This is a genomic window from Lacihabitans sp. LS3-19 (genome assembly GCF_024343575.1).
Taxonomy (GTDB): domain Bacteria; phylum Bacteroidota; class Bacteroidia; order Cytophagales; family Spirosomataceae; genus Leadbetterella.
The window spans coordinates 16,429-35,446 of the sequence record NZ_RJUA01000124.1 but is presented as its reverse complement, the minus strand read 5'-3'; the positions used below and the strand labels follow the sequence as shown (position 1 = coordinate 35,446).

Annotated in this window: 9 protein-coding genes; 1 reads left to right on the top strand and 8 read right to left on the bottom strand. The window is 33.7% G+C overall.

Annotated elements, in window-relative coordinates; translation table 11 throughout:
• Positions 1-38: 38 nt before the first annotated feature.
• The 6 genes from EGI22_RS20480 to EGI22_RS20460 form a co-directional block, all read right to left on the bottom strand.
• Complete coding sequence (locus EGI22_RS20480) at positions 39-2,273, bottom strand: DUF5723 family protein (RefSeq protein ID WP_255070321.1); 2,235 nt, start codon at positions 2,271-2,273, stop codon at positions 39-41.
• Positions 2,274-2,368: 95 nt separating this feature from the next.
• Positions 2,369-8,788 carry a 3-coathanger stack domain-containing protein gene (locus tag EGI22_RS20475; protein ID WP_255070319.1) on the bottom strand — a complete coding sequence of 2,140 codons (6,420 nt, stop codon included), beginning with the start codon at positions 8,786-8,788 and terminating at the stop codon, positions 2,369-2,371.
• An 8-nt stretch (positions 8,789-8,796) separates the two neighbouring features.
• A complete protein-coding gene (locus EGI22_RS20470) occupies positions 8,797-12,780 on the bottom strand; it encodes a GEVED domain-containing protein (RefSeq protein WP_255070318.1) in 3,984 nt (1,327 codons plus the stop codon).
• Positions 12,781-12,829: 49 nt separating this feature from the next.
• Positions 12,830-13,096, bottom strand: a complete 267-nt coding sequence (locus EGI22_RS24190) for a LytTR family transcriptional regulator DNA-binding domain-containing protein (RefSeq protein ID WP_369010886.1) — start codon at positions 13,094-13,096, stop codon at positions 12,830-12,832.
• A gap of 192 nt (positions 13,097-13,288) precedes the next feature.
• Entirely contained in the window at positions 13,289-14,119 is an 831-nt protein-coding gene (locus EGI22_RS20465; protein ID WP_255070317.1) for a LytTR family DNA-binding domain-containing protein, read from the bottom strand.
• Positions 14,109-17,177, bottom strand: coding sequence for a histidine kinase (locus EGI22_RS20460; RefSeq protein WP_255070316.1), 3,069 nt, complete (start codon positions 17,175-17,177; stop codon positions 14,109-14,111). Before EGI22_RS20460 ends, EGI22_RS20465 begins: the two co-directional genes overlap by 11 nt.
• Before the next feature lie 147 nt (positions 17,178-17,324).
• Between EGI22_RS20460 and EGI22_RS20455 the strand changes: the two genes are divergently transcribed.
• The gene (locus tag EGI22_RS20455; RefSeq protein WP_255070315.1) at positions 17,325-18,158 is read left to right on the top strand and encodes a winged helix-turn-helix domain-containing protein; all 834 of its coding nucleotides are present in this window, start codon (positions 17,325-17,327) and stop codon (positions 18,156-18,158) included.
• A 40-nt stretch (positions 18,159-18,198) separates the two neighbouring features.
• On the opposite strand, the gene EGI22_RS20450 is transcribed toward EGI22_RS20455, so the two are convergent.
• Together EGI22_RS20450 and EGI22_RS20445 are read right to left on the bottom strand one after the other, a co-directional pair.
• A complete protein-coding gene (locus EGI22_RS20450; protein WP_255070314.1) occupies positions 18,199-18,651 on the bottom strand; it encodes an FKBP-type peptidyl-prolyl cis-trans isomerase in 453 nt (150 codons plus the stop codon).
• A gap of 15 nt (positions 18,652-18,666) precedes the next feature.
• Entirely contained in the window at positions 18,667-19,017 is a 351-nt protein-coding gene (locus tag EGI22_RS20445; RefSeq protein WP_255070313.1) for a DoxX family protein, read from the bottom strand.
• Position 19,018: the final 1 nt, after the last annotated feature.

Sequence of the window (19,018 nt, the reverse complement as noted above, 5' to 3'; positions counted from 1 at the left end):
AAACTACTTTGCTGGTTTTCTTCATCTATTGTTACTATTTATATTCCAGCATTCTTTAAAGCTAAACCATAAGCCATTCTGACTTCAGACCCCATTTTGCCTTTTACTATGAGTTTAATAGGTGAACTGAGCATAGAAGTTGCATTTTTTATTTCCTCCAAATAAGAATTCCCTAATTCTTTATGCGAAACTGCTATTAATAATCCTTTTAGCAAATCATTTGAAGCTGAATCGACAATTTCTAAAGGTTTAAAATTTATAGACAGAGGACAACCACTCCAAAGTGAATTTCCCGCTATAGCAGGACATTTATCTAAATAATCTACTATACCATCGGCGTCTGTATCTGGACAGCCATTATTTTCTTTTAGGCCTTTCTGCTGTGGGCATGTATCCTCACTGTCTTTTATGCCGTCTCCATCTGAGTCTGGGCATCCATTAAGGGTTCCTTTTTCATTAGGACACCCGTCTAATTTATCTATCACACCATCTTCATCTGTATCAGGGCAACCTCCATTTTCTAAAGTACCTTTTTGATCTATACATTTATCGTCTTTGTCAGGAATTCCGTCTCCGTCAGTATCAGGACAACCTTTGAACAATTTCGGACCCGCAATTTCCGGGCAATCGTCTTCAGAGTCTATCAAGCCATCGCCATCACTATCCGGACAACCACCAAACTCCTCCTCTCCTGCTTTTTGGGGACAATCGTCTTCTGAATCAGGAATTCCGTCACCATCGGTATCGGGGCAGCCATTAAACCTAGCCAAGCCTTTAACATTTGGGCAAGCGTCTTGATTATCGAAAATTCCATCGCCATCGGCATCTGGACAACCTTGCGTTTCTTTCGGCCCAGCATGTTCAGGACATTTATCTTCACTATCTTGAATACCATCCAAATCTGTATCTGGACAGCCCATAAACGTCCAAAGGCCAGGAATATCGGCACATTTATCTTTTTTGTCTGATACTGCATCGTTGTCTTTATCTTTTATTTTTTTCGCAAAACCCGTAAAGTTAAACCCAGCATAAACCGATGGGTTCGGAGCATTTTTTGAAAATAAATTATTTAAAGATTCTGTACCAAAAAACAATGAGCCTATTTTCAGATGAAATCCTACCCCAGTCTTTTTTGTAGTTTTGTTCAAAATAACAGGAACTGAAAATTCAAAATCTTTGACTTCTTTACGAGGGTATAAGGCAAGAATACTTTGCTGATTAAAACCCACGGCCGTCCTTTTTGTAGCTGAGCGATATACCGAACCGAGATGCCAGCCTTTTTTGCCAAGCCTGACTTCGGCCAATAGGTTGATTCTGGCAGGTAGCATATATTTTTGCGTTACCAGATTCTCACCAGAAAAATTCAGAGATGCTAAAGCATTTGGTACTCCCGAATTTAGTTTATTTTGATCTAAAGCCGCTCCGTTATTTATAGATACCTGATTATAAGCATCGAAATTAACGCTTCCCAAGTCTGTTAGGCTAAAAGCAAACCTTGCTAAGTATTTATTTACGGTAGGATCATATTGTTTTTTACCATCCATATTATATTCATAATCTTGGTACTTAGGGCGATATTCATACACCAAGCCTAGATCAAGTCCAGTGCCCATACCTTTACTTTTTAGCATATCGAGCCAATTAAAATGTGTGCTATTGGTAGAAAGCAAACCAGTTATAGCTCCATTTATCGTATTGTTTTTAACATTAAAATCAGTACTAGCTAATTCATATTGATGATACAATGAAGCTAATTTTATAGTTGTGCCTAATTTCAGAAAATGATTTTTAAAAGCCAATGGATGGGCATAAGAAAATGCTATCTCTTTTAAACCGACCGAATAGTAATTTCCCTGAAAATCAGAATTAATTCCAAAGTTTGGATCACTGGAGAAAAACTTTGGAAACTCTCCAGACGAAGTCTGTAAGGATCGGTAATGAGTGCTTAAGGCAAAAACATTGTTTTTGGGCAACTGTTTCATAAATGATGGCCCTTGCAAAACAATATCAGAGGTTTTCCAATTCTCACCTTTCAGCTTTAAGTCGATTTTTGAAGATGGTACAAAAGGATTCCATACAGCCTCTTTAGATAAATTAGTATGAAATGCCCCCAAACTAAACATAGTCCCAAGCCTAGAGTCGGCCATCATGGCAGGATTAAACCCTACAGCATAAACACCCGAAACATTAGACTGTCTATACAAATCCAAAGTCTGTGCCTCAGCATTTAAAAAACTCAAAAACAGGCAGATAAAAGTAAATTTTCTAATCATAAAAAAAGTAGTATCGTGATTTCGCAAGATACTACCTTATTGACCTTTAGCGGTTACCGAATAATAAATTTGTGGGGTATTGAAACTGTTATTTTTCAATAATCACAGCCCCCTATTTCTGCTTTAAAAACTCCTCCGCTATTTGGTTTAGCTTCAAATCCAGGTCGAAGTAGAATGTTTGACTCTGACCTGAAACTGGCCCGTGCAGTGTTCCTGATTTTATTCTCTGCTGTTATTTGTTTCCTTGTCTTAGCATCAACATTACCACTAAAGACATCATCTGTTGGAGAATAATAACCTATCACTCTCCCGCACTTGTCTATAATTACAACCACATCGTCTGAGAAGCTGCATGCATTTGGAGCTGTTGCTTTAATAAAATAAGTACCACTAACATCAATATTTGCAGGATTAGGAACAGCACTTAAAAATTCTGCATCTGAAAAATAAGCCATAGTTGAACCTAATGGAAGTACCAAATTTGACAATACCGAATCCGCAGATAAATTAACCAGAGAAGTACTATATACTGTATCAACCAAAGCAAAGGAAGGTGTTGGCTTTGACTGAAATTCCAAGCTGTTTGAAGAGGCACTTTTTAGATAATTATCAGTTTTACAGTTAGCCACTAAATTTATGTACCCTTCTTTTACTTTGTAATTCCTTGGAGATCCTACAAAACCATCGCTCCAAAAAATTGTACCGTTTTCACAATTTAATGCCATGAGAAGAACTTGTTCGCCAACACAAAACTCATTTGCTGCAGAGATTCCTTTTACAGTCGAAGTCCCATTATTTTTATCAGTAGCACTAACTGTAATTTGGTTGCCAATTTCTATAATTGGTGGTGGAGGTGGACTACAATCAAAAGAGACGGTGAAGTGTTTCTTAGCTGACTCACAAGTACTTGATTTATTCTTGCACGTGACCTTATAGCTTCTACTTTGATTTCTATAATCGTAATTTATGATATTTCCTTGACCAGTATTTCTAAATAATTCATCAGACAAAATGGTTTCTATTCCCTGACTAATATACCAAATAGGCTCTTCTATAGATAAACAATTATCTACAATTGGAGTTAATACAACTGGAGTATTACATGCTACAATTGTATCCTGAATTGAAGGAAATTGGGGCATTGGACTAACAATGACTTTTACTTGTTTCAATGTTGTTTGAGTTACACCATTATTACAAGCCACATAAAAAGTGACAATAGTGTTTGTGGTTCCTGTATTATTATAAGTACCAGTACTAAAAGAATCTCCAGTATATAGCAATGAATTCCCTAATGAATCCGCGAACCATTTTACATTGGAAGAAATACAAGAATTTGCTTTTAAAATGACAGAACCACCTCCACAAATGTAATATTCATCATTTGCTGGAGTGATTAATAAGGTATCTGTTACGGATATATTAATTGGTCTTCTTTTATCTTCACATTTACCGGCTCTTTCACAAACTAAAAATAATTTTATATCAGATGAACTGCTAAGAGTGTCAAAGCTGTTACCCGTTTGTAAAAAATTATTCTCACTATCAAACCACTTAATAATTCCGTTGCTGCAATACTTAATCATATTGTAAATACCATAATCTTGAGTGTATTCTTCTACCTCTAAATGAACAGGTGTGTTTTGACCAACTTTTAACGTATATTCTTCAGGATAATTAATATAGTTTGCAGGAGATATTTTAGGTAAATGGTAACTAAAATTATCTACTTGGTGCAAATCAATTTTACTAATCCCTTTGGCTACAATTCCACTTTCAGAACATTTTGCATAAACTGTATTCCCATAAGGAACTGTTAATTGATATGGCTCATAAGTATCTGTTTCAAATGGATAATTGAGACTAGCATCCAGGTACCATTCTATTGTACCCGTACATCCTGTTGCAGTTACAATTTGAGGATTAGAATAAATATTGGCAGTACAAACACTGTCCTCATTTAAAGTTAGAATAGGAGGAAGTGGGGCATTAAAAGGATCTGTAACTAATATGACTACTTCTCGATAATCGCTAATGCATCCAGATGTGTTACAAGCCAGGTAGAAAGTCGTATCCGCATAATTTTTAAAATTATAGGGCACTAAACTTGGATATGGAGCATAAAACGCAAATGGTGAAGGTGATATAACTAAACTACCAATACAGTTTGCATTTAAATTAAGTGTATTTCCCCTTTGAATACTAACTGTTGTATCAGAAAAAGAAGGGGCTCTATTTTCTATTAAAAAAGCAATATTTAAACTATCTGAGGATAATAAACAACCATTGTATTCCATTTCGACATGGTAAAAACCTTGATCTGTATTTTGGGCGAATGTAATCAGGTATTTATCCTTTTGCTTTGTCTTTGATGATTCAGTGACATCCGCACCATTTTTAAAAAATTTGATATTTCTGTCAAATATATAAGTATTGAAATAAGGCGAAGAAGCAGAAAAATTAAGCTGGGATCCCTCACAATTGAATCCATTATTATTGAAAATTCTGGCGGCACCCCTACCTAAAACTGTAATTGGAAACACCTTTTGATAGCATAAAAATTCCCCCGGCCCAAGATTGGTAAGACTTGGGACAACTCGAATTCTATATTGATCTCCTGCTAATATAATAGTTGGTAGTGCTACGGAAATACTAGTTTGATTTGAAGAGATGCTGCTTCCTAAATCAACTGCATTCTCAAAACTTCCAAACTTATCAGACAACTGTACTGTAAATATATTTCCATTAGGAAAAGTCTCAGATAAATCAAAAGTTACATCAAAGCTTTCCCCATGGCAAAGGGTGTCTTTTGAGGTTTGGATGTTTGCGATCAGAGTGTTATTGGCGAATTGGGGGACAAATACAGAAGTATCAGTGTAGCAATTAGCATTTGTAATTGAATTTACATGACAATACAAACTTACTTTTACAATATTTGTGAGTTCAACTTCAATTGTATCAGAATAATAATTCGACCCGTAATTAAGATTACCATCTGTATGAACTCGCCAATGGGAAGTAAATTGAGGAGATGGACAATTCGGAGAAAATAGTTTCAGTTTTGTGCCTATACAATAATTCGCATTGTTGGATTCTATTTCAGGGGTTATATGTAACGAATAGTCGACAACATGAAATATCGGTTCAGAAATGCACAACCCTTCTATACAAGTTAATTTAAGTGTGTCGCCTTCATAGAATTCTGCATTTGCATCCAATAAAAATTCTTCTTCTATGTTAGATGAGCTATTATATTTCAGCCAACTTAAAGTGCCATTTGAACATGCATTTGATAATACGCTTAGAAATCCTCCTTTTTGACAATACAACAAATCGTTATCAGGTATTTCAGGTGGTGACAGAATGGGAGGATTAGACATATCATAAAATATAGAATCGTATGAAAATGTATTTGAACAAACTGGATCAATACAGCTTACATAAACGTATTTACTTGTGTCTAAATTTATAAATTGCTCTTGACTACCTTGCCACTGGATATAGTTTATGTTGCCTTCTAAATCATAGTAATGTCCGAAATAATTATTGGAACTACAACCAGAAGCTGAAATAAATCCTCCAGAATAGCATGAATAGTTTTCGCTTTGAAAAAGTGGTGGTTTCTCATTGGCATATTGAGGCTCTTTAAATGACCAAGTAACATTAGTAGTATCGCTATTACATCCATTTACTTCACAATAAAATGAATATACTTCTATAGAGTCAGGCCTGAAATTTTGATTTAAAATAGGACTTGTACCATCTGTCCAACCCAAAACAGATCCAGGTACACAAATAGCACCTATATATAAATCTTCCGCCCCTTTGCAGTGATTATAGGAAGGAACACCACCTTGGATTTCATTGGAGTTGAAATATAAATTAGGCGAAGAAACAAAACTTCTCGGAGTATCATTAAAACTCACATTCTGATACGCCGTATATATCGATCCTGAAGCACACCTTACTAAATAACTCTCATTGACTGATATGACCTTTAGTGTGTCATTATCAACAAAAACAGGACCTATATCTTGAATAAACCATTCCACAGTATTACCACTACAATTAACACTAACTATTGGGATTTCTAAATTACAATAATGTTCTTTATCGTAAGTAATAATCGGGTTGGGAACCGGTATAACTGTAAGGTGAAGTGTATATAGAGAATTACATCCATTTGTGCCATAAATTGTAAAACTAAAAGTACCCGTTTGATTGAAATAGCCTCCATCTGGAGCAACATAATGATCGACAACTGTTGTGTCAAGTATAACAGAGACTGGCGAACAAGGGGTATCAAATGCATTGCTTCCTGTAAAATCAGAAGTTGTATTTAAGCAATTGGTTTGAAGTTGTATTTCATAATGTTTCCCCGGACTTAAATTATATAAAGAAACTGTGTCAGTGGAAATATTCGAAATTAGATTCCAATTAACTTCATTATCAATCCTATATCTAAAGTTATAGAAATAACTAGTATCTGGTTCAATCCATGAGACTATTGCTGATGAATCAGTTAGATTTGAAATAGGAGGATAAACAAATTGACTTTGCTGACAATTTGTAAAGAAGTTAGGGCCTGCCACAAATTCACTAAAATTTGATGAACATATTGCTTTTACCTGCCAGTAATAATTACCATTTGTTTCCAAATCATCGATAATTAATTCATTAACAGCATGCAATGTATCTGAATAAAACCAATTTATTCCATCAGGAGTATATCTTACCAAATATGAATTTGATAGTAAACCTTGCCATTTTAATTTTGCAGAATAAGAATTACTATATTCAACTTCTCTATTGTCAGGTGCCGCACAAACATTTTCATTTGATGGCAAATATTCCAAATCGTCATAATGAACATTAACAGGAAAAATATAAGGGGGCATCATAGGGTCAGGATCCTCCATACTTTCAATACTGTTTGGCAATAAAAATTTAATCTTTTTCACAGGGCCCCATTCAAGCGGAAGGTATTGATAATTACCAAAATAAACAGCAGGATCTATAAATGTTGAATATAGCACATTGCTATTTTCATCTAAACCCTGGATATAAGCATTTCCATCTGGAAAATCTAAAAGCCTTAGCCAAATACCATGAGGTTCAAAATATTGACTGGCAACCAAATAAGATGTTGTATTTGTGGATGAATTACCTCCAGCAATTCCTGACCTGGGGTCATTGGTCCATATCTGACTTCCACCATTTTGGTATTCCCATGTGATTCCATTTTCAGTCCAAACGGTAGTACCTACTGTTTGGTCAAAAGTTAGAACATCATAACTTTGAATTGTTAAATTTATAGTAATTACACTATCGCAATTTGTTGAATTAGGAATAGTAATTATATAGCTACCACTTGTATTAAGAATCTGACCATTTGGTGCATAATATGAATTTATTACAGTAGTATCTATTGTTGATTCCGAATCTTCACAAATAGTTCCAAAATAAGTACTTGTATTTGTATAAGCTGAAATCCCACCAAAACAATGGTTTTGAACTTGGATTTCATAACGTGTAGCAGAAGGTAATCCTGTTAAATTGTAATTTGAGGTATCTATTTGAAAAACTTCTGTCCAATCATCAGTTCCGTATATTCTATATTTTAAATTATACCGTTCATAACTGCCCTGTGAAGTCCAATAAACATTTATAGTTGATTCTGTGGCCGTATGGTTTAAAGCATATAACACAGGATCACATTCTGTTTTAAAACTCATCAATGAAGAATAATTACTTTCAATACCATTGGTACAGATACTCTTTACTTGCCAATGATACCAGGTATTATTTGTATAATTTGTGATACTCCCTTTTATTAAATCATTAGATACTGCCAATAAAGTGTCCGAATAAGCCCAAATAGTGGAAGATATTGGCTTGAACCGAAAAATATATTTTTCACCTATTGAACCTCGCCAAACAGGGAAGATTGAATCGTTTCGAATAAAGTCCATTTGACTTTCTGAAGGCGATAAGCAGATATTAGTTGAGTTTGAAAGCTCGTAAATAATTTCATCATAATATACATCAACAGGAAATTCCATTTCAGGAAACATTGGATCTGGCCCAGGCATTAGCTCTGGTGGAATATTAAATTTTATCTTCTTGATACCCATCCAGTTAAGAGGCTGGAAAGCATAATTAAACATGAAATTAGAAGCATTTAATTCTTGGGAAAATAAAACATTATCGTTTTCATCATATCCATACATATATGAAAATCCAGTTGGAAATCCATTCATATAAATCCAAAGACCAGTAACATTAATAGGTGTATCAAATGTCAGAAAAGAAGGTTGATTTGAAGAAGTTTTGGCATGCCCTGAACCCAAATAAGGGTTAGAGGTTCGAATTTGATCAAACCCTGTTTGAAAAGAACAACTTAAGCTATTTTCATTCCAACTTATAGTACCATAGGGCTGTTCAAATTTTAAAGTGTCTTGACAAATAGCAGAAATTTGAAAAATAAAAAAAAGTAGCAATAAATTTTTTTTCATAATCTTAATTAGTTTTGACATCCACCAATCACAGCCTCAAAAACTTCATTACTCCCTGCAGAAAAACCAGGAGATAATAAAATATTATTACCAGCTGAATATTTCACACCTGTTGGTACGTTTATAGAACTTATAATGGATTGAGCAGCTAAATATTCTTGTGATAAAATGGATGAGTTATGAATAATATGCTGTGCACATTGGACAATTGATATATTAACCTCAACCCGGCTGCTTTCGCAAAAATCTTTACTGCAACTAATCCAATATGTGGAGTTTTGAGTAAGTACAGGAGTTGTGAAGTCCTTTCCTGTATACAGTAAATTACCTCCAATATCTGTATCATACCAATTGACTTTCCCTAGGCAATTGTTTACCGTCAAAGTGGCACTTTGTCCAGATGGTATATTTCCTACAGGATCCAAACTAAATCCAGAAGGTGGGGATCCAATTTCTATTTCCACTGTATTCGTCTCGCCTACGCAACCAAAATTGTTATTATATCCAACTGAGTACAACCCTGGTTCATTTGTATAAAAATTGACGGATTGGTGTGGAGGTAAGGTAGTACCGTTCTTTTTCCAAGTTAATAGATTAGGGTTTATATTTAACAAACCTTTAAATTCTAATAAGCTAACCCTGCCAGAACATTCCAAATTTGGATCAAGTGTACTTAAAATCATGTCATTATTATTATTTCCAATAATGATTTCATTTGAAAAATTAGTGCAAGATCCGCTACTCACTTGTAGTTTATAAGTTCCTGCAGTTGAAACATAAATTGTATATGAGGTTTGGCCAGGAATTAAACTACCATTCTTAAACCATTGATAGGAATATGCAAATGAGTTTCCAGAAAAGTCAAACATTAAAGGAACGTTATCCTGAGTGCCACATAGATTTTTCTTCTTATTATCTACATATTTTATTTTTGGGTTTATCGTGTTTCCAATGGTAACCTGAATTGGATCAGATTCATTTTGGCAAGTACCGTCTCCATTTTTTATTTTATATTCTCCGCTTTCATTTAAGTAGAAAAAGTAACCTGCATTACCCGTTGATTGCCCATTTTTATAGAGATAATTTAGAGCTTGGAAGGGACCTTGAATATTTATTGGACCAGAGCAGGCATTCAATGTCTCACCGTATAAAATCTTTGGCTTAGGATTTATATTGCTTTCTGATATCGTTATTTCATTGCTATAGGAAACACAGTCACCAAATTGCTTTTTTAATCTATAGATGCCAAGGCCGGTATTAAGGCTATCTCTATAACTGATATCAATGTAATTTTTAACCGTTTTTGAAATATCTTGGCCGTTTAATTGCCATTGAAAGGAGTACAATTGAGGGACAGTTAAACCACCACCATATACATCTTCAAGCCTGATTACATTACTAGATGTTAAATTTAAATATGGATTTGTATATTTACAAAGTGTAGTATCACCATTAATAGATTGAATTTTTGTTGGAGAACCAGTAGTAAAGCTAACTGCTTTAGCGTTCCCCGTTATAATTGTACAACCTTGGTCACTTACAATAACTCCATAGTTTCCGCTACTATTCGCCTTTAATACTTTATTTGTGGCGTTAGGAATATTTGTTCCATTCTGCTGCCATTGATAACTTGCTGTTGTACTTTGATATTCAGAATAAATTAATTTTTCTCCGCCATTACAACCAAAATCCTGACCTATGGTATTCACACTATTTAAAAGTGCAGTAACTGACTGAACATTCATTGGTCTGCTATTACTTGAACTGGTAATACATGAGCCTTGTTGAACTTCAAAAGTATATTTTCCCGCTTGATTTACTAGAATACTGTCAGCTTGGGTTGTTAAAAAAGTGGACCCGTCTTTTTTCCAAGTAAAAGTTAAACCTTCTGTGGTGAAATTGCTGTTATCAAGAGCAAGTACTTGGGCATATATATATTTGCTTTTACCCTGACATAATTGTGTGTACGTACTTTTAGGGTTGTTTACATCAAAATATTCATTTTTATTTTTAACTACACCGTGAGAGCTGTTTTCAATTGCCCCTATCATAATTGGGCTAGAAATGACTTTGAAAACTTCATTCGTATAGGTGTCAATATATTCTATTTCGATACTGTAATCATTCCCAAAATTTAAATTAACCAAAGGCCCACCAGTATAAGTAGTGTAGCTTTTTGGTATTTCAAATGATATTGAACCAGAATTTTTAACGAGTTTATTTTTAATCAAAACTCCACCTTTTTTCAAACTCACACTTAAGAAGCTTGAAATTGGTATTGAACTAGTAAAGGGAATAGTTACGCTACTATTCGCACAGTAGCCAATTGAAGACAAACTCCCAATATTCATATTTTGCAAAACCTTAACGCTTACTGCACTTGGTAAACTTGAGCAATTGTTTATTGTACAAGAAGCTTGATAGTTTTTTGTTGCAAATAGGTTTCCAGTAAAGAGAGTACTTCCGCTTGAAATAAACTCACCTCCTGAAAACCATTTAATTGTTCCCGTACAATTAGTAGCAACTAGTGTCGTAGATTGACCGTAATTTATTTGTTGATTTAGAACTGTTGGTGAGGCCGGCTGCGAACATCCTGTTATTAATTTAACGCTAAAGTCTAAAGCTGATCCATAACCAGCAGTGGTGCAAGAACTGTAATTGCTGACACTACTTCTTACAAAACGTGCTCTAAGCCATTGATTACTTACTGCAGTGCTAGGAATTGTTAAAGAACCAAAAGCAGAACCTTGATTCTTTTGACCACTAAAAACGGATTCAGAAATATCTTCAAAATCTCCATCTCCATTGTAATCTATGTATAAGTGATAATATAAAAGAGTCGAAGAATTGATATCTTCAAAATTGAAGGAGTATATTTCTCCTTTTTTTAACTCAGTTTTTAAGGCACAGGAATAGTCAATAAAACTACCAGATTTTTCATATATATTTTTGAAAAACAAGTCATTAATATTAAAAATAAGTGAATTGTCGTAGCTGTTAGAAGTATTAGTGCTAGAAAATGTACATGCAGTAATTGGACTTCCTTTGGTGTCCGATAGCGTATAAGTTGGTTTTGGATGATATAAATTGTTAGGTGTTAAAATTTCAGGATAATTAAAATTGATAGTCTCTCTCATTTTATCCCGTTGCATGGGAGTGAAATTTGGGTCTTTAAAACCATAGCTCATAAAGTTGTAGATGACTTTTCCTTTTTTTTGTCCCGTACAAAGATTGATATCATCTGGAAAAAAAATATCATCTTTTCTATGAGGATCCGTATCAGACAATCCATCTCCATCAGTACAATTATTATCAGAACCAAAAAAGGTATGACTTAATCCGAGTACATGTCCGATTTCATGAGTGAAAACTTCAATAAGGTTTGACCCAATAGTGCAGCCAGTACACAGCATTACATCTTCTAAATCACCAAGTGAGACACTGCCAACTAAACCGTTAAAGTAGGGTATTAGTCTTATATTCAAACATCTAATAGAAACTGGATTGGGACTTAAGCGATTGATTTCTTTATCAAAAAACTGTTTTGAGCCTGGATTTATACCAACTTGAAAATAGTTTTGAACTAAATAAGGTGGTAAATTATTAAGGTCAGCCCTTTTAATTCCATTTGATGGAATACCTGATTCTGAACAATTTATACTGTCTTTTAATAAGTAAAATTCTATTTTGGTGTCGATAGTTTGTGAGTATTTGCCCTTACCAGAGAAAGCCAAGTTTAAATCAAGTATGGTCTTTTTTAAAGTGTCTTCTGAAATATTGAACCCTGAACCAATACCTTCACCATGATGGTACACGTGGAAAACTACTGGAATTCTAATAATAGAATTTGAGTTAGGCAGAATTGAAGTTTTAAAAGAAGTTCTAAGCTTTTTAGAATTAGTTATTTTGTCATTAAAACCACATTCAATTTTATTCTGACTAAAAGTCTTTGTGAAAATTATTATAAGAAATAGGAAAATATTTTTTTTCATAGACATATATTTAATTAAGAAATCCAGGAGAATTCAAAGATCATTCCCTTCACACCCTCCTCCTCCTAGCCAAAGGCAGCTTCTTCCCGCAGGAAAGAAACACCTCCGACTCATTATGAGATGCAATAAATTTTCGATTGACTAAATACCTGCGGTGGATGCGGGAGAAGGCTTTTGATTTCGAAAACTCATTTTCGAATTTTTTGAGCGTATAGGCATGTATTTCACGGTGGCCATCTTTGAAATGAAAGATAGTGTAATTGACCGATGCCTCAAGATGTGTAATGTTAAAAGAGTCAGATAAATTTGTTTTCATATTTTTGAGATTTAATGGCCAAAATTGAACAATTATAGAGAGTTCATCAACCACTAAATAAAATTCTGTCGATTTTTATAATATTTGGAATTTCATTGTTTCTCAAGACTATTGTATGGATAATTCTACTTCAAATAATAATAAATTTTAAAAACTTGAAAAAATTATAGCTTTTCCAAAACTGACAATTACTTAAATTTTTAGTTTTTGAATTAAATCTTTGATAAAACCCATTTTTAATTTTGAGGGCGAATAATCCAAAAGATATTCTTTCAAGACCTTTGTACCGCTCCGAGAGGCTTCTAATTCTATCCCATTTTTCAGGTACACTTTTTTTGTTGCGGGTGTGAAAGATTTCAAATAATTTAAGTTAACAACTATACCTTGCTGAATCTGTATAAATTCATAATCTCGGCAAAGATTATCGGCATAATATCCAATGTTTTTATACCCTTTTATTTCAGACCCATCTATAAATTTAAATATTGTTAGAATACCGTCAGATTTAAGATACAGCACCTCATTTAAAACCACATTCTGAATCTGTCCTTTGGATGACTGTACACCAATTCTTTGATTGATGTTGTTAGGATTGTCGAGCAGTTCAAGCAATAACTCTAGCTTTTCGTTTTGGTCTTGCTTTTGTTTTATACTTTCTATAATGATTGAGATTGATTCTTTTAACATTGCCGCGTCAATGGGCTTTACCAAAAAATCATTGGCCGAATATTTTATGGCCTTTATTGTATTTTCGGTGTTGCTATGAGCAGTCAGAAAAATAAATTTGAAATTAACTTTTCCTTCGGCCTTTAAATTGGTTAAAATATCGAAGCTAGTGCCATTAATTATATCAATATCAAAAATCACAAAATCAGGCTTGAGTTTTCGGATAATAGCTTCGCCTTCTGCTACATTATCCGCTTGACCAATTACGTTTATATCTCCGAAATTTAATTTTAATATTATCTCCAACGATTCCCTTATCTTGGGATTGTCCTCTATAATTATCGTTTTAATCTTCATATTTCTGTGCAATTTTTATAATAACCCTTGTACCACCTTCCGCTTTATCTATTGTTTGTATTTCTATTTTATAATCCGTTTCATTCAAAAGCTTTACCCGCTCATGTACTAGATGTGTTCCATATGATTTGTAAGAATGCTCAGATCGTTTTTTTATTTCTGCGGCTGCTTTGCGGCCAATGCCATCATCATCAATGGTACATATCAAAACCTCATCTATCTGTTCAAATTTTACTACCAAACTTCCTTTTCCTTCTTTGTGCACTAATCCATGCTTTATGGCGTTCTCAACAAATGGTTGAATGATAAGAGGAGGCAATTTTATACTGTCTAAAGGTAGATCAGGCGAGGTCTCAATCACATAGGAAAATTTGTCATTATGCTGAATACTCTCAAGATCCAAATAAGAATTCAAAAGCTCAATTTTATGCCTTAAACTAATTTCGTTTTTCCTGATTCTAGGATTATTGGCCGACACGCTTGATTCCAAATAGCTACGCATTAAAGTTGCTAATTTTGTTAGGCTGGACTTGGCCAAAACAGTCTCTTTTTTAAGGATCAAATGTTGAAGCGAGCTTAATGCATTAAATAAGAAGTGTGGATTTAACTGTGCTTGCAAAGTTTGGATTTGTAGATAATTGATAGTTCGTTCTTTTTCTGCCAGTTTTCGTTTTTCGTATCTAGACCTTACAAACGAATATAAAAACCATGAAAATAAGAATAAACACGCCACTCCGAGATATTTAGAAAAATTCGGTGATTTGTAAAATGGTGCTTGGATATTTACAGTTAGTACTTTAGGGATAAGTTCGTTGTCTAAAATACCATTCGTTTTTGCCCTTACTTTAATCTGATGTTGACCGTTTGGCATAGCAGGCACAAAATACTCTGAAGATTTTTGCCAAGAGCTCCATGGCTTGTCATCTATTGCAAAACTATAAAGAGACTCTAAGGGTCTGTTAAACCCAACCGCTCCTACTTCAACATGGAAGTTATTTTCCTCAAAAGCAAGGTTTACATCATTTGTAAAAGCAACATTTTTATAATTTATTTTGTCGATGTACGGTTTTAGCTGACTGTTATCCAGATCTAATTTATCGGGTTCTAGATATGATAATATAGAGCCAGAAGTTATCCATAGCCTTCCTTTTGAATCCTTAAAAAGTCCATTTTGACCAGGTTCAAGCCCATCAAACCCATTGTGATAATTATATAATTTTATTAAGGCAGCCTGACCAGCTTTAAGTTTATGCCTATCCAAAATCATTAGGCCTTCATCTACGCCAATAATTAACTTATCTTCTGATATTTCTCCTATTAGTGTTACGAATTTTTTAATTTGATTTGGAAGTACTTGTTTCCAGCTGTCATCAGATTCAACATAATAATATAATCCTGAAGTTGTTCCCGCCCACAGTATACTATCAGCATCTTCAAACATTGTAATAAAACCCTTAAAAGGAATATTCTTTTTAGCTATTGAATACTCCTTTGATCTTTTCTTAAAAATTTCTGAAAAACTCTCGAAACGGTTCATTCCTCCCCAACCGCCAAGCCAATACCGCTTTTTACGGTCTTTATAAATATACATGTAGTTTTGATAAGGTATTAAATCCTTTTTGCCATAAAGTGTAAATATTTCATTTGGCCTTAAAGAAGGAAAAAGATTAATCCCATGATTCCCAGCTTGAAAAACATAATCGTGCTCTTTGTCGTAAAAATTAAAATATGCAGCATTTTCATTTGTCCTTTTAAATGATCCATTTTTAAATTGAAGTTGGCATGAAGTGTTTGGTAACCAAAGAGTTCCGTGCATATCTTTGAAAGCAGAAAAATAGAATAAACTACCTTCTCTATAATTAGCAACAGTCTGGTTTGATTTAATAAATGGAAAAAGTTTTAAATGTCGATTTTCAGAATAAATTTTATTGCCATCAAATATTTTTATTGCACCTCCGAAGGGTAACATCCAAATATTATTTTTATCGTCTTCCGTTACAGACCAGATATATTCGGCCTCTTTTTCATCAAAATATCGTATTCCGTTATTAATAAACTGTAAAAGTCCTTTTTCGGTGGGTATCCAAATTGTTTTTCCGTCAGAAGAAGATTGACCTACTCTGGAGGCACCTAATTCACTTGCGATTAACTCTATCTTTTTGGAGCCTTTCTTTATGTAATAAACCGAACTTCCATTTGAAACAACTTGATCCTCATTAATAGGATTAAGTACTTCAATTACCATATTCGTTTTTTTTCTTTTAAGTAATGGAATAAAACTCCCATTAACCGTTTTGTATAAATCAATATAATCGCCCTCCAAATCTTTAAACTTTAAAAGAATGTGATTTTTAAAAGTTTGACTTATATATACTCCTTCTCTTAAATATGTATCATAAATTTTTTCATACTTCCCATTTCGAAATTTAAATATACCTTCTTTAATATTTCGAGAAGAAATACTAATTCCATAAAAACTTTTATCTTTTTTATCATAAAAAATTGGCGAAAAACTTAAGTCACCGTTTATTCCTGGGAAATTCTGTTTTGAAAATTTCTTTTGAGAAACATCATACATCACGACTAATCGAGGTTTAATATCTTCAGGCTCATTGGATATGAAAATGATTCGGTTGGAGTCTGAATCAAAAAATAAATTATCGGCAGGATCATATATCTTTACCTCATCAGGAATCCTAACCTTAGTAAAAGTTTTGTTGTCGAAAAAAAACAAATATCTGCCGTTTACAAACGAAATCTCTCCATTTGGCAGCTCGATTATTTGACTAAAATGTGAATTATCATCTAAGCCATCTTCAACAAAATACTTTTTAAAATACTTCCCATCGTATCGATTGAGTCCATTTTTGGTTGTAACCCATATAAATCCTCGACTGTCTTCAAATACACCAAGGCATTGCATTGCAGAAAGTCCGTCTTTAATGTTGAATACTTTATAAGGGTATTTTTGAGCAGTAGTTGGCAAAGAAACCCATAGAAAAACAAAGGCAACTTTAAGAAAAACCAAAAAATTTGGATTTATGTAGCGTTTATTCATATGAAAGGTCTAAGTTTTTACAATACTACACAATCGCAAATTGCCATTAAATAAAAAAATCAAAAATTTATTATTTGGTAAATTTATCGAGAAGTATTTTATAAATTTGGCGGAGAGTCCGTCAAATCCCTTTAATATTATCATAAAATGTTACCACAGAATTTTCTTCAAATCGCATTGTTAGAACTGGAAAAAAGGTATCCTCAAGGTGCTGTTTATGATTTTTTAGTTGATAAAAATACACAAAAGACTGAAATTGAGAGCCTTAAGAAAACTACAAAATACGAGCAGTTTTTCTTTGTTATAAACTTGCCCGAAAGAAAAGTAGAATATGCTTACGGTTTAGCCGAATGGCTGGGCTATGCTGACGCCAGTTTCACCCTTTTTGATTATTTCCGAATTATCCATCCAAGGCATTTGACCGCTCTAAACATGTCGGCACAATCTGCCTTTGAAACTGCGAATTCAGATGCTTTCAATTTAAAATTCATGGGACAAAGGATAGTTATACAGATACCTTTGTTACATGCAAACGGAAAGTATCTTTTGTGCAAAAGAACCCTTTACCCATTCCAAATCGACAAAAAAACGGGCATAGTTACCTCATACCTTAACCATTATGTAGTGTTAAAAGAATACCAAGATCTTGATGCTCTGGATTTGAGAGTGGGTAACGAAACCCAACTAAATACTAATGCTGAAAATAAAGCATTGAAACAAAACCAAAAAGTATTGTTAGACACTACAAATAAACCCTTTAGCTTTAATACTAAAGAGATAAAAATATTAGAATTGATAGCTCAAAAACCTGATATCACCCAAAAAGAAATCTGTGAAGAGCTCAAAATTCGCTTAGAAACGCTTCAAAAAACTACGAACCGAAGAATATTAGCCAAAGCAAGAGAACATTTTGACATTGAAGCTTTTTCGAGTATTAAGGAAGTAGCTCTTTATTTAAAGAAGGAGGGAATTTTAGGTTAAAGATTGATTCCGAAATAAAAAAAACTATGATTGGCTAAAATTAATTCGTAGACAAAACCTCTATCTCAAATAAAAGGGGAGAATTTCCTGGAATGCCGCTTGTTCCTTTACTGCCATAACCTATGCTTGAAGGGAATATCAAAGTAGCCTTTTCTCCTACTCGCATTTTGGCAATGCCTTCATCGAAACCTTTAATAACTTGACCTGCCCCCAATGTAAAGCTAAAAGTACCTGAGTCAAACTTTTTGCCAGTAAGCAATTTTCCGACATAATTTAATGCTATACTTCTACCAACTCTTAGTTGGGTTCCAGTAGCGTTTTCTTTTGTACGAATATATCGCAAACCAGTTGCAGTTTTCTCTGTAACTGTTAAATTTTTTTGGGCGATGTAGGTTTCTATTTGCTCATCTTCTGTACCTGTAAGGGTATCTTTTTCACAAGAAAACAAAACCAAAACCAAAAGACCAAAAACTAGAGATTTATTGAATTTCATTCGAAAGAATTTTATTTATTTTATATATAAACTTACCCACCAAATCAAAACAACCTGTAAAGGCAATCTGCCCCAACGGATTATTGGAGATATTTTCTGGAATTTTTCGGCAGTGGCCATATAAATATTAGCAGGAAAAACTGCCACTAATAGTATAATCAAAGCCCAAGCCGATGCAGATTGCAAATCTGGTAAAAGTATATTGTATCCAAATAATATTTCGGCAATTCCACTAATCCAAACGGCCTCTTTGTGAAATGGAAGATATGGGGGCATAATGGCCAAGAAAAACTTAGGCTTGGCAAAATGCATAATACCTGCAAAAATAAAAAACACACTACAAAGCACTTGATGCCACTCAAACATA